Consider the following 12,526-nt stretch of genomic DNA (forward strand, 5'->3'; position numbering starts at 1 on the left):
AAGAAATTCGGTGGAGCGGTAGTTCAGTCGGTTAGAATACCTGCCTGTCACGCAGGGGGTCGCGGGTTCGAGTCCCGTCCGTTCCGCCACTTATTCAAAATTAAGCCTGCTAACTTAGCAGGCTTAATGATAAGAAAAATTAAGAAGTCTTTAGGGGCGTAGCTCAGTTGGTAGAGCACCGGTCTCCAAAACCGGGTGTCGCGAGTTCGAGTCTCTCCGCCCCTGCCATATATAATCCTTTGCTTCGGCAAAGGATTTTTTTTGTCTAAAATTTGCCTTTCTAAGGCCCAAAGCTGTTTCTCCGGGCCAACGATCTTTCCCTGCTTTAAAAAACGCTGTTTTGCAAAATGTCGCGAATTTGCGCCTGTTTGTCGCTATTTTGCAGCCAGATTGCGTATAAAGGACGTGAAATCATCGAGCCATCTGCAACGGGATAGAGCTCGCCTTGCTCCTGTGCCCACGTTGTTGGCAACCAGGTGCAACCTTTTAAAGGCAACAGCTGGCGACGGGCCAGAGACGCTGAACTGGTGGTTAAAAGCGGAATGTCATCGCTGGCGATGAGTCCGGTCTCGTGTTGCTGAAAGTCAGCCCCCCACTCAAGGCGAAGATAGTTCAATTCTGTTTTGACCGTTTTGGGTGTCGCACAGTACAGCTCAAGAGGGAAATGCCCCAACAGTTGACTGCTAAATTCATCCATTTTTGGGCTTTCGGTGGTGATCAGCAGGTCGAGCTGGCGCTCGTGGAGCTGTTTGACCAGTGATTGGCGCTGAGCAATCCGCGCTTCAAACTGCAGCGTATCGTCCGCCTGGTATAATCTGGCAAGCCATTCATTGAGCATACACTCCCATAGCGAGGCGCTCGCACCAATCGAGAACTCATTGTGTCGCGAGGTATTCGCCACCTCCTTGCGAGCGGCTTGCCATGTACTCATCAGCGTCTCTGCGTAGGGAAGAAGCTTCTCACCTGCCGCAGTCAGCCGGATATTATTGCGATGGCGGGTGAACAGGTTTACCCCAAGCTGATTTTCTAACTGACGTATGCGAAAGCTTACCGCCGATTGTGTCAGATAGAGCGCTTCCGCAGCCCGCCCGAAGTGGCGAGTTCTGCTCACTTCGAGGAAAGTTTTCAGCAATTCGGTATCCACAGCTTTCTCCGCAAATTTTTTTGTCGTAATGATTTAAATCTTTTGTTTTACACTCTGTCAAGCGTATCTAATACTCCGCGCCATAAATAGCTCGGCCAAAGAATTAGGAGCGTGTAGGATGGCGGAAAGCTTTGCGACAACTAATCGTTTTTTCGATAATAAAAATTATCCGCGTGGATTCTCTCGTCATGGTGATTTCACCATCAAAGAGGCGCAACTGCTGGAGCGTTATGGCTTTGCCTTTAACGAACTGGATCTCGGCAAACGTGAGCCCGCGACCGAAGAGGAACAGCAGTTCCTTACCGTATGCCGTGGTGAACGTGAGCCGGTGACCGAAGCTGAGCGCGTATGGCACAAGTACGTGACGCGCATTAAGCGTCCAAAACGCTTCCATACCCTGTCTGGCGGTAAACCACAGGTAGAAGGCGCTGAAGACTACACCGACAGCGACGATTAATAAAAAAGGGGCCTCGGCCCCTTTTTTATTGTAGTAACGTTTGCAGATGCAGCAGCATCCTGTCGATACCGCGATAGCTGAGCGCTTCTTGCAAATGACGCCGTTCAATACATCTGACTCCCTCCATATCCGCCAGCGTACGTGAAACCTTCAGCAGGCGCTGCCAGGCGCGTATAGACAGCCCAAGCCGCATTAGCGTCTGTTCAAGCCAAAGCGCATCATTCTCGTTCAACGTGCAGTATTGCTTGATTTCGCTGCTGTTTAAGTGGGCATTAAGTTTATCTTGTCGGTCATATTGATAGCGCTGCGCCGTCATCACCCTGGCCTGTACCGTGAGGCTACTCTCTCCTTGCTGCGTGTGTTGGGTGAGTAAACCCGGAGGGGGTAAAGGAATCTCTAGTGAGAGATCGAAACGGTCGAGGAACGGGCCTGAAAGCCGATTGAGATAGCGCAGCGTTTGTTCCGGCGTGCAGCGGTTATGTTGCCCCTCGTAGTGCCCCGTTGGGCTGGGATTCATGGCCGCTATCAGTTGAAAGCGTGCTGGATAGGTAATTTTTGCGCGTGTACGGGAAATCAGTATCTTGCCGGACTCGATTGGCTCCCGCAGCGCATCCAGTACCCGCCGTTCAAACTCCGGTAGCTCATCCAGAAACAGGATGCCGTTATGCGCCAGCGAAATCTCACCAGGCGCGGGTATCGACCCACCTCCCACCATTGCCGCTAATGACGCGCTATGGTGGGGCGCGCGAAAGGGTCGGCAGCGCCATTGAGTCCGTACATCGCAGGTATTCTCCAGACTGATAATGGCGGCGCTTTCCAGAGCTTCGCGGTCGTTCAAGGGGGGTAATAATCCACGTAGTCGGCTGGCTAGCATCGTTTTTCCGGTGCCTGGGGGGCCTATCAATAATAGGTTATGTCCTCCAGTCGCGGTGATCTCCAACGCGCGCTTACCCTGTTGTTGTCCAATCACGTCGTTAAGATCTTCTTCACTTTCGGTGATGGACACGCTTTCCGGTGGCGGAAGGCGCAGCGCCTGCTTGTCTTCTAAAAATGCGCAAACTTCAAGTAAGTGGCTGGCAATCAGGCAGTCGTTACCGCCCAGCAAACCCACCAGCGGAGCATTCTCCTCGGCCAGTATTATTTGCCTTCCGGCGCTTATCGCCTCCATAGCGGCAGATATAGCCCCGGGAATGCCACGCAGCGCGCCCGTAAGCGCCAGTTCTCCAACGAACTCATATTGTCCCAGCTTCTGGCTGTTAAGCTGCTCAGACGCCGCCAGGAGCGCGATAGCGATAGGTAAATCATATCGCCCACCCTCTTTGGGCAGGTCAGCAGGGGCCAGGTTGATGGTGATTTTTTTAGCCGGAAAGGCATATCCACTGTTGATAATGGCACTGCGGACGCGGTCGCGAGACTCTTTAACGGTGGTTTCTGGCAGCCCAACCATGACCAGCCCAGGCAAGCCCTGGCTGATATGCACTTCGATGGTAATGAGTGGGGCATTAATCCCCAGCGCAGCGCGCGTATAGACAACGGATAGTGACATAATTCCTCCCTGGATGGCGGCATTATGTATCGCAATCTTCTCGTAATAACCTGCATTTTTACGTATATACGTACCTTATTCAGCTATTTTGGCTGCTTTTCACGGCATTTCAAAAATTCAGGAATGACGCTCGCATTTTTCAAACGCTCGCCAGACAAATGCCCCGGCTTTAGGCGGGGAGGACAAAAAGTGAAATATTTTCATTTCATAATTTTTCCATATAAAACAATTTCTTTTGCGAATTTTGTTAGCAAGGTAAGTATCGGCGCTATAAAAAAACTTGTGCATTTTGTGATGTCTGTGGTAACTCTGTAGGTATTCCTTCGAACAAGATGCAAGAAAATACAAAAATGAAAGCCCTTCTACGAGTGATTAGCCTAGTCGTGATTAGCGTGGTGGTGATTATTATCCCACCGTGCGGGGCTGTACTTGGACGAGGAAAGGCTTAGGAATCAAGCCTTAACGAACTAAGACCCCCGCACCGAAAGGTCCGGGGGTTTTTTTATGACTTAAAAACATTAACGAGGAGTAGAGAGTGAGCAATAGCATAATATTCTGTTTCTCACGATCTACGGCGGGGAACTAACTATGAATGGCGCACAGTGGGTGGTACATGCGTTGCGGGCGCAGGGAGTTGAAACGGTATTTGGTTATCCTGGTGGTGCCATCATGCCGGTTTACGACGCTCTGTATGACGGCGGCGTAGAGCATCTACTGTGTCGACACGAGCAGGGTGCGGCGGTGGCGGCTATCGGCTACGCCCGGGCTACCGGCAAAACTGGCGTATGCATCGCGACCTCAGGCCCGGGTGCCACTAACCTGATAACCGGTCTGGCTGATGCACTGCTCGACTCTGTTCCCGTTGTTGCCATCACCGGTCAGGTTGCCGCACCGCTTATCGGTACGGATGCTTTTCAGGAAGTGGACGTTCTCGGTTTGTCGCTGGCCTGCACGAAACACAGTTTCCTGGTGCAATCTCTGGAAGAGCTGCCGCGTATCATGGCAGAAGCATTCCAGGTGGCAAACTCAGGCCGTCCTGGTCCTGTACTGGTTGATATTCCTAAAGATGTCCAGATTGCGCAGGGCGATCTGGAGCCGTATTTCTCCACCGTTGAAAGTGCCGACGTTTTCCCCCATGCCGAAGTCGCCCAGGCGCAGCAGATGCTGGCGCAGGCGCAAAAACCGATGCTGTATGTTGGTGGTGGTGTCGGGATGGCGCAGGCCGTTCCCGCGCTGCGTGAGTTTATGGCGATCACAAAAATTCCCGCGACCTGCACGTTGAAAGGGTTGGGGGCGGTGCCGGTGGAATATCCGTACTATCTCGGTATGTTGGGGATGCACGGCACCAAAGCCGCCAATCTGGCGGTACAGGAGTGCGATCTGCTGATCGCCGTTGGCGCCCGCTTCGACGACCGCGTCACCGGTAAGCTCAATACCTTTGCTCCGCACGCGAAAGTTATCCATATGGATATCGACCCGGCCGAAATGAACAAACTGCGTCAGGTTCACGTCGCGTTGCAGGGGGACCTGAATGCCTTGCTGCCCGCTCTGCAGCAGACACTGGCGATTGACGGCTGGTGCGAGCATGTTGCGGCGATGCGCGCTGAACACGCGTGGCGTTACGATCACCCAGGCGAGCCTATCTATGCGCCGCTGCTGTTAAAACAGCTGTCTGACCGTAAACCGGCCGATAGCGTTGTCACCACCGATGTTGGTCAGCACCAAATGTGGTCAGCCCAGCATATGACCTATACCCGCCCGGAAAACTTCATCACCTCCAGCGGTTTGGGCACCATGGGATTTGGCCTGCCGGCGGCGGTCGGCGCTCAGGTAGCGCGACCGGATGATACGGTTATCTGTATCTCCGGTGACGGCTCTTTCATGATGAATGTACAAGAGCTGGGCACCGTAAAACGCAAGCAGTTACCGCTGAAGATCGTTTTAATCGACAACCAGCGTTTAGGGATGGTTCGCCAATGGCAGCAGCTGTTCTTCCAGGAGCGTTACAGCGAAACCACCCTGACCGACAACCCCGATTTCCTCATGCTGGCCAATGCTTTCGGCATCCCAGGCCAGCACATCACCCGTAAAGACCAGGTTGAAGCGGCACTCGACACCATGCTGGCAAGCGAAGGTCCATACCTGCTTCATGTCTCAATCGACGAACTTGAGAATGTCTGGCCGCTGGTGCCGCCAGGTGCGAGCAACTCACAAATGCTGGAGAAATTATCATGATGCAACATCAGGTCAATGTGCAGGCCCGCTTCAACCCGGAAACCTTAGAACGCGTCTTACGTGTGGTTCGCCATCGTGGCTTCCAGATTTGCTCGATGAACATGGAAACCGCCAGCGATGCGCAGAATATCAATATCGAACTGACCGTTGCCAGCCAACGCCCGGTCGACTTATTGTTTAGCCAATTAAATAAACTGGTGGACGTGGCTTACGTTGCCGTTCAACAGTGTACAAGCACATCACAACAACAAATTCGCGCCTGAGCGCAAGAGGAAGAGAAATGACGACGAAAAAAGCGGATTACATCTGGTTCAACGGTGAGATGGTACGTTGGGAAGATGCGAAGGTTCACGTGATGTCCCACGCGCTGCACTACGGGACTTCCGTGTTCGAAGGCATCCGCTGCTACGACTCTCACAAAGGCCCGGTTGTTTTCCGCCACCGCGAGCATATGCAGCGTCTGCGTGACTCCGCCAAAATCTATCGCTTCCCGGTCTCTCAGAGCGTTGATGAACTGATGGAAGCCTGCCGTGAAGTGCTGCGCAAAAACAACCTGACCAGCGCCTATATTCGTCCGCTGGTCTTTGTGGGCGACGTCGGTATGGGGGTTAACCCGCCAGAGGGCTACACCACTGACGTGATCATCGCGGCGTTCCCGTGGGGCGCCTACCTGGGCGCTGAAGCGCTGGATCAGGGGATCGATGCGATGGTCTCTTCCTGGAACCGCGCCGCGCCAAACACCATTCCCACCGCCGCGAAAGCGGGCGGTAACTACCTCTCCTCACTGTTGGTTGGCAGCGAAGCGCGCCGCCATGGTTATCAGGAAGGGATTGCGCTGGATGTGAACGGCTACCTGTCTGAAGGGGCGGGTGAAAACCTGTTTGAAGTGAAAGATGGCGTGATCTTCACCCCTCCGTTCACCTCCTCCGCGCTGCCGGGCATCACCCGTGACGCCATCATCAAGCTGGCGAAAGACCTCGGTATTGAAGTGCGCGAGCAGGTGCTGTCTCGCGAATCCCTGTACCTTGCAGATGAAGTCTTCATGTCCGGTACCGCCGCTGAAATCACGCCGGTGCGTAGCGTCGACGGTATCCAGGTCGGTGAAGGCCGCTGTGGCCCGGTCACCAAACGCGTTCAGCAAGCATTCTTTGGCCTCTTTACCGGTGAAACCGAAGATAAATGGGGTTGGTTGGATCAGGTTAATCCATAAGCATAAAAAGATGGGGTGTCACGCAGCACTCCATTTAACAAGATAAAGACTGGGAGTACTAAGCATGCCTAAATACCGTTCCGCCACCACCACTCACGGCCGCAATATGGCGGGCGCTCGCGCACTGTGGCGCGCCACCGGGATGACCGACGATGATTTCGGTAAACCGATTATTGCCGTCGTAAACTCGTTTACCCAGTTCGTGCCGGGCCACGTGCACCTGCGCGACCTCGGTAAACTGGTTGCCGAGCAAATTGAAGCCTCCGGCGGCGTGGCTAAAGAGTTCAACACCATTGCGGTGGATGATGGTATCGCGATGGGCCACGGAGGCATGCTTTACTCCCTGCCGTCGCGCGAACTGATTGCCGACTCCGTCGAGTATATGGTGAACGCCCACTGCGCCGACGCAATGGTCTGTATCTCCAACTGCGACAAAATCACCCCGGGGATGTTAATGGCCTCTTTGCGCCTGAACATTCCGGTTATCTTCGTTTCCGGCGGCCCGATGGAAGCCGGTAAAACCAAACTGTCTGACAAAATCATCAAACTCGACCTGGTTGATGCGATGATCCAGGGCGCTGATCCAAAAGTCTCTGATTCACAAAGCGATCAGGTTGAACGCTCCGCTTGCCCGACCTGCGGCTCCTGTTCCGGTATGTTCACCGCCAACTCGATGAACTGCCTGACCGAAGCGCTCGGGCTTTCGCAGCCGGGCAACGGCTCGCTGCTGGCGACCCACGCTGACCGTAAAGAGCTGTTCCTCACCGCAGGCCAGCGTATCGTCGAGCTGACTAAACGCTATTACGAGCAGGACGATGCCTCGGCGCTGCCGCGTAACATCGCCAGCAAAGAAGCCTTTGAGAACGCCATGACGCTGGATATCGCCATGGGCGGTTCCACTAACACCGTTCTGCACCTGCTGGCGGCGGCGCAGGAAGCGGAAATCGACTTCACCATGAGTGATATCGACAAGCTGTCTCGTAAAGTGCCGCAGCTGTGTAAAGTGGCGCCAAGTACCCAGAAATACCATATGGAAGACGTTCACCGTGCAGGTGGCGTTCTGGGGATCCTCGGCGAGCTGGACAGAGCTGGTCTGTTGAACCGCAACGTGAAAAACGTCCTCGGTCTCTCTCTGCCGCAGACGCTGGAGCAGTACGACATCACTGTCACCCAGGATGAAGCGGTCAAAAAAATGTTCCGCGCGGGCCCTGCTGGCATCCGCACCACTCAGGCGTTCTCACAGGATTGCCGCTGGGATAGCCTCGATGACGATCGCGCTGAAGGCTGTATCCGCTCGCTAGAGCACGCCTACAGCCAGGACGGTGGTCTGGCGGTGCTGTACGGTAACTTTGCGGAAAATGGCTGTATCGTGAAAACCGCAGGGGTGGATGACAGCATTCTGAAGTTCACCGGCCCGGCGAAAGTCTATGAAAGCCAGGATGATGCGGTTGACGCGATCCTCGGTGGCAAAGTGGTGGCGGGCGATGTTGTCGTGATCCGCTACGAAGGGCCGAAAGGCGGGCCGGGGATGCAGGAAATGCTCTACCCAACCACCTTCCTGAAATCCATGGGGCTTGGTAAAGCGTGCGCGCTTATCACCGACGGTCGTTTCTCCGGCGGAACATCGGGTCTGTCTATCGGTCACGTTTCGCCGGAAGCGGCGAGCGGCGGCAACATTGCGATTATCGAAGACGGCGACATGATTGCTATCGATATCCCGAACCGCGGCATTCAATTGCAGCTCAGCGATGCGGAAATTGCCGCACGTCGTGAAGCGCAGGAAGCCCGTGGTGATAAAGCCTGGACGCCGAAAAATCGCGAGCGTCAGGTCTCCTTTGCCCTTCGTGCCTATGCCAGTCTGGCAACCAGCGCCGATAAAGGCGCAGTTCGCGATAAATCAAAACTGGGTGGCTAATCATGGCAGATTCACAACCCCTATCCGGCGCCCCTGAGGGGGCGGAATATCTCAGAGCGGTGCTCCGCGCGCCGGTCTATGAAGCGGTACAGGTGACGCCGCTGCAAAAAATGGACAAGCTGTCATCGCGCCTTGATAACGTGATTCTGGTGAAGCGCGAAGACCGCCAGCCGGTGCACAGTTTCAAACTGCGCGGCGCCTACGCGATGATGGCAGGCCTGACGGCGGAGCAGAAATCCCACGGAGTGATCACCGCATCCGCCGGTAACCACGCGCAGGGCGTAGCGTTCTCGGCTTCACGGCTGGGCGTGAAGGCGCTTATCGTCATGCCAACGGCAACTGCCGATATTAAAGTTGATGCCGTTCGCGGTTTCGGCGGCGAAGTGCTGCTGCACGGGGCGAATTTTGATGAAGCCAAGGCCAAAGCGATTGAACTGTCGCAGCAGCAGGGTTTCACCTGGGTACCCCCGTTCGATCATCCGATGGTGATTGCCGGACAAGGTACGCTGGCGCTGGAACTGCTTCAGCAGGATGCGCATCTCGACCGGGTTTTTGTGCCGGTTGGCGGCGGTGGTCTGGCAGCGGGCGTGGCGGTGCTGATTAAACAGCTGATGCCACAAATCAAAGTGATTGCCGTGGAGGCCGAGGACTCGGCTTGCCTGAAAGCGGCGCTGGAGGCCGGTCATCCGGTCGACCTGCCGCGCGTTGGGCTATTTGCCGAAGGCGTAGCGGTGAAACGCATCGGTGATGAAACCTTCCGTCTGTGCCAGGAATATCTCGATGACATCATCACCGTCGATAGCGATGCAATCTGTGCGGCGATGAAAGATCTGTTTGAAGACGTGCGCGCGGTCGCCGAGCCGTCAGGCGCGCTGGCGCTGGCGGGGATGAAAAAATACATCGCTCAGCACAACATTCGCGGTGAGCGGCTGGCGCATGTGCTTTCCGGCGCGAACGTTAACTTCCACGGCCTGCGCTACGTTTCCGAGCGCTGCGAACTGGGAGAACAACGTGAAGCGCTGCTAGCGGTCACCATTCCCGAAGAGAAGGGCAGCTTCCTGAAGTTTTGCCAGCTGTTAGGCGGGCGTTCGGTAACTGAATTTAACTACCGTTATGCCAATGCGAAGGACGCCTGTATTTTTGTCGGGGTGCGCCTGAGCCGAGGGTTGGAAGAACGCAAAGAAATCCTCCAGTTGCTTAACGATGGCGGTTATAGCGTGGTGGATCTCTCCGATGACGAAATGGCTAAGCTGCACGTGCGCTATATGGTTGGCGGTCGCCCATCACAGCCTTTGCAGGAGCGTCTCTACAGCTTCGAATTCCCGGAATCACCGGGCGCGCTGCTGAAGTTCCTGCATACTTTAGGTACGCACTGGAATATTTCGCTGTTCCACTACCGCAGCCACGGAACCGATTTTGGCCGCGTGCTGGCAGCATTTGAATTAGGTGAGAATGAACCGGATTTCGAAACCCGGCTCAATGAGTTGGGCTATGAGTGTCACGACGAAACCCATAACCCGGCGTTCCGCTTCTTCCTTGCCGGTTAGCCGGAAGGCCCATTAAAAAAGGGGTTCATGTTTTCCATGAACCCCTTTTTTTGCGACTAATCAGCCAACTACAGCGTGATTACGTCGAATTCGACTTCGGTGTTTACATCCGCGTCGTAGTCCACACCTTCAAGGTCGAAACCGAACAGGTTCAGGAATTCCTTCTTGTACCCTGCATAGTCGGTTTCTTGCGCCAGGTTTTCGGTGGTGATCAGCGGCCACAGGTCACGGCAGGCTTGCTGAATGTCATCACGCAGTTCCCAGTCATCCATACGAATACGCTGGTTGTCATCAAGCGCAATCTTGTCGCCGTACAGGCTGGTGGTCATCAGACGGTTGATCTGCTCGATGCACCCTTCGTGAATGCCCTGCGCTTTCATCAGCTTGAACACCATGGAGATGTACAGCGGCATCACCGGGATCGCAGAAGACGCCTGGGTGATAACGGACTTCAGTACCGCGACGTTTGCAGAACCGTGCAGCGGAGCCAACTGGTTACGCAGTTCACCGGCGGCGCGGTCAAGGTCTTCTTTCGCTTTGCCCAGCGCGCCGTGCCAGTAGATTGGCCAGGTCAGGTCGGTACCGATGTAGGAGTAGGCCACGGTTTTCACGCCTTCGGCCAGCACGCCTGCTTCACTCAGCGCGCCCATCCACAGTTCCCAGTCTTCGCCGCCCATCACGGTGACGGTGTTCTGCACTTCTTCTTCGGTTGCCGGCTCAATGCTGGCGGTGATGATCTGATCTTTGTTGGTATCAATCGCTTTAGAGGTATAAACCTCGCCGATTGGTTTCAGCGCAGAACGAACGACTTCACCGGTTTTCGGCATTTTACGCACTGGGGAAGCCAGTGAGTAAACGACTAAATCGATCTGGCCCAGATCTTCTTTGATAAGCTTAATAACCGCATCGCGGCACTCATCGGAGAAGGCATCGCCGTTGATGCTTTTGGAGTACAGACCTTCACGCTTAGCGGCTTCATCGAAGGCCGCTGAGTTATACCAGCCTGCGGAACCCGGTTTGGTTTCCGTACCTGGTTTTTCGAAAAATACGCCGATAGTGGCGGCACCGCTGCCAAATGCTGCGGAAATTCTGGAAGCAAGGCCGTAACCGGTTGATGCACCGATTACCAGCACGCGGGATGGGCCGTTGGCGATTTTCCCGTTTTGCTTAACATACTCGATCTGTTTTTCCACATTGACTTTGCAGCCAGTCGGATGGGTCGTTGTACAGATGAATCCACGAATTTTTGGTTTGATTATCATAATGATGGCTAATTAAGTTTGTATTTCGCTGTCAAGTGCGCAATGACACCGTCTGTTCTGGCTTGCTGAACATCATGATTAGCAAGCCCCCCGCTACATCTCTGTATTATGGCACGGGCATTATACAGAAAAGGAGCTTCAATACTGAATCTACCACTGATTTTAGCCTTCAGGCCTTCCTCTGCGCGATGCGGCCGCTAATTGCCTTCCTCGATTTTACGCTCCTGCACAATTTTCCAGAAAGCATCAATGAGCGGTTCATGCAGCCGTTTTTTCTGCGCGCAGACGCCCAGCTCAAACGGGGTTTTCTCGTCGCTGCGTTCTAAAATCATCACGCGGTTACGCACCGGCTCCGGGCTGTTTTCCAGTACCACTTCCGGCAGCAGCGCCACGCCGCAGCCCAGGGCGACCATCGAGACCATCGCTTCATGACCGCCCACCGTGGCGTAAATTGATGGATTACTGATTTTATGACGGCGGAACCACAGTTCGATACGGCGACGTACCGGCCCCTGATCGGCCATGATAAACGGCACCGTTGACCAGTCGGGTTCATCAACGGAAACCTGATTGCGTACCGGGCAGGGTAAGGCCGGGGCGATCAGTACCACCGCCAGGTTTTCCAGCATGGAAAATGCCACCGCGCCCGGCAGCGTCTCCGGCTTGCCAGCAATCGCCAGGTCAGCCTCACTCGTCACTACTTTTTCCATGGCATCGGCCGCATCGCCGGTGGTGAGCTTAATCTCCACCGACGGATGTTCTGCGCGAAAACGGTCAAGAATCGGCGGCAGATGGCTATACGCGGCGGTCACCGAACAGAAGATATGCAGCTCGCCTGACAGCGACGGCCCTTGTTGATCGAGCGTGTGGCGCAACTGCTGATACTGCAACAACGTCTGCTGGGCAAAGACGCGCAGTTCCTCACCCGCTTCGGTGAGCGTTACCGTGCGGTTATCGCGGACAAATAGCGCCTGCCCCAGGTCTTCTTCCAGCCGCTGAATTTGCCGGGAAAGCGTTGAGGGACTGACGTGCATCGCCCGCGCGCTGCGCCCAAAATGGCGACTTTCCGCCAGGTGCAGGAAGGTTTTTAGATCGCGTAAATCCACGGCTCGCACTCCATGATTTTACATTGCATAAATTGCAACGTGACGTTGTGAATATATCAATTTCCGCAATAAATTTCCTGTTGTAATGTGGATTCATTCTCGCT

Annotated in this window: 11 protein-coding genes and 2 tRNA genes; 9 read left to right on the top strand and 4 right to left on the bottom strand. The window is 54.7% G+C overall.

Annotated features, from left to right (window positions below):
• Positions 1-12: 12 nt before the first annotated feature.
• A tRNA-Asp gene (locus ACIPDS_RS20835) sits at positions 13-89 on the top strand.
• Between the two features lie 63 nt (positions 90-152).
• Positions 153-228: transfer RNA gene (locus tag ACIPDS_RS20840), tRNA-Trp, on the top strand.
• Between the two features lie 97 nt (positions 229-325).
• On the opposite strand, the gene hdfR is transcribed toward ACIPDS_RS20840, so the two are convergent.
• Complete coding sequence (gene hdfR / locus ACIPDS_RS20845) at positions 326-1,174, bottom strand: HTH-type transcriptional regulator HdfR (RefSeq protein WP_400740170.1); 849 nt, start codon at positions 1,172-1,174, stop codon at positions 326-328.
• An 88-nt stretch (positions 1,175-1,262) separates the two neighbouring features.
• Here hdfR and ACIPDS_RS20850 point away from each other — a divergent pair, with 88 nt between their 5' ends.
• Complete coding sequence (locus ACIPDS_RS20850) at positions 1,263-1,601, top strand: DUF413 domain-containing protein (RefSeq protein ID WP_400740028.1); 339 nt, start codon at positions 1,263-1,265, stop codon at positions 1,599-1,601.
• Between the two features lie 25 nt (positions 1,602-1,626).
• Here ACIPDS_RS20850 and ACIPDS_RS20855 read toward each other — a convergent pair whose 3' ends face one another.
• Positions 1,627-3,147, bottom strand: a complete 1,521-nt coding sequence (locus tag ACIPDS_RS20855; RefSeq protein ID WP_400740031.1) for a YifB family Mg chelatase-like AAA ATPase — start codon at positions 3,145-3,147, stop codon at positions 1,627-1,629.
• A gap of 350 nt (positions 3,148-3,497) precedes the next feature.
• On the opposite strand from ACIPDS_RS20855, the gene ilvL reads away from it, so the two are divergent.
• The 6 genes from ilvL (at position 3,498) to ilvA (ending at position 10,054) form a co-directional block, all read left to right on the top strand.
• Complete coding sequence (gene ilvL / locus ACIPDS_RS20860) at positions 3,498-3,596, top strand: ilv operon leader peptide (protein ID WP_400740034.1); 99 nt, start codon at positions 3,498-3,500, stop codon at positions 3,594-3,596.
• A 139-nt stretch (positions 3,597-3,735) separates the two neighbouring features.
• Positions 3,736-5,382, top strand: a complete 1,647-nt coding sequence (gene ilvG, locus ACIPDS_RS20865; protein WP_400740037.1) for an acetolactate synthase 2 catalytic subunit — start codon at positions 3,736-3,738, stop codon at positions 5,380-5,382.
• Complete coding sequence (ilvM, locus tag ACIPDS_RS20870; protein ID WP_062777332.1) at positions 5,379-5,645, top strand: acetolactate synthase 2 small subunit; 267 nt, start codon at positions 5,379-5,381, stop codon at positions 5,643-5,645. The genes ilvG and ilvM overlap by 4 nt, the downstream gene beginning before the upstream one ends.
• Before the next feature lie 17 nt (positions 5,646-5,662).
• Positions 5,663-6,592: a branched-chain-amino-acid transaminase gene (ilvE, locus tag ACIPDS_RS20875; protein WP_166517216.1), complete on the top strand. Its 930-nt coding sequence runs from the start codon at positions 5,663-5,665 to the stop codon at positions 6,590-6,592.
• A 64-nt stretch (positions 6,593-6,656) separates the two neighbouring features.
• A complete protein-coding gene (gene ilvD, locus ACIPDS_RS20880; RefSeq protein ID WP_400740042.1) occupies positions 6,657-8,507 on the top strand; it encodes a dihydroxy-acid dehydratase in 1,851 nt (616 codons plus the stop codon).
• Between the two features lie 2 nt (positions 8,508-8,509).
• Positions 8,510-10,054, top strand: a complete 1,545-nt coding sequence (gene ilvA / locus ACIPDS_RS20885) for a threonine ammonia-lyase, biosynthetic (protein WP_166517214.1) — start codon at positions 8,510-8,512, stop codon at positions 10,052-10,054.
• Positions 10,055-10,122: 68 nt separating this feature from the next.
• Here ilvA and fabV read toward each other — a convergent pair whose 3' ends face one another.
• Together fabV and ilvY are read right to left on the bottom strand one after the other, a co-directional pair.
• Positions 10,123-11,316: an enoyl-ACP reductase FabV gene (gene fabV / locus ACIPDS_RS20890; RefSeq protein ID WP_400740044.1), complete on the bottom strand. Its 1,194-nt coding sequence runs from the start codon at positions 11,314-11,316 to the stop codon at positions 10,123-10,125.
• A gap of 197 nt (positions 11,317-11,513) precedes the next feature.
• Positions 11,514-12,422 (bottom strand): HTH-type transcriptional activator IlvY, encoded by a 909-nt coding sequence (gene ilvY / locus ACIPDS_RS20895; protein ID WP_166517212.1) that lies wholly within the window; start codon positions 12,420-12,422, stop codon positions 11,514-11,516.
• Positions 12,423-12,526 lie beyond the last annotated feature (104 nt).

The organism is Kluyvera sp. NPDC087067 (genome assembly GCF_044745165.1).
Classification (GTDB): domain Bacteria; phylum Pseudomonadota; class Gammaproteobacteria; order Enterobacterales; family Enterobacteriaceae; genus Kluyvera.

Coding starts and splice junctions, on each gene's coding strand:
- ACIPDS_RS20850 (WP_400740028.1), top strand. CDS start 1,263: ATGGCGGAAAGCTTTGCGACAACTAATCGTTTTTTCGATAATAAAAAT.
- ilvA (WP_166517214.1), top strand. CDS start 8,510: ATGGCAGATTCACAACCCCTATCCGGCGCCCCTGAGGGGGCGGAATAT.
- ilvD (WP_400740042.1), top strand. CDS start 6,657: ATGCCTAAATACCGTTCCGCCACCACCACTCACGGCCGCAATATGGCG.
- ilvG (WP_400740037.1), top strand. CDS start 3,736: ATGAATGGCGCACAGTGGGTGGTACATGCGTTGCGGGCGCAGGGAGTT.
- ACIPDS_RS20855 (WP_400740031.1), bottom strand. CDS start 3,147: ATGTCACTATCCGTTGTCTATACGCGCGCTGCGCTGGGGATTAATGCC.
- ilvM (WP_062777332.1), top strand. CDS start 5,379: ATGATGCAACATCAGGTCAATGTGCAGGCCCGCTTCAACCCGGAAACC.
- fabV (WP_400740044.1), bottom strand. CDS start 11,316: ATGATAATCAAACCAAAAATTCGTGGATTCATCTGTACAACGACCCAT.
- ilvE (WP_166517216.1), top strand. CDS start 5,663: ATGACGACGAAAAAAGCGGATTACATCTGGTTCAACGGTGAGATGGTA.
- ilvL (WP_400740034.1), top strand. CDS start 3,498: ATGAAAGCCCTTCTACGAGTGATTAGCCTAGTCGTGATTAGCGTGGTG.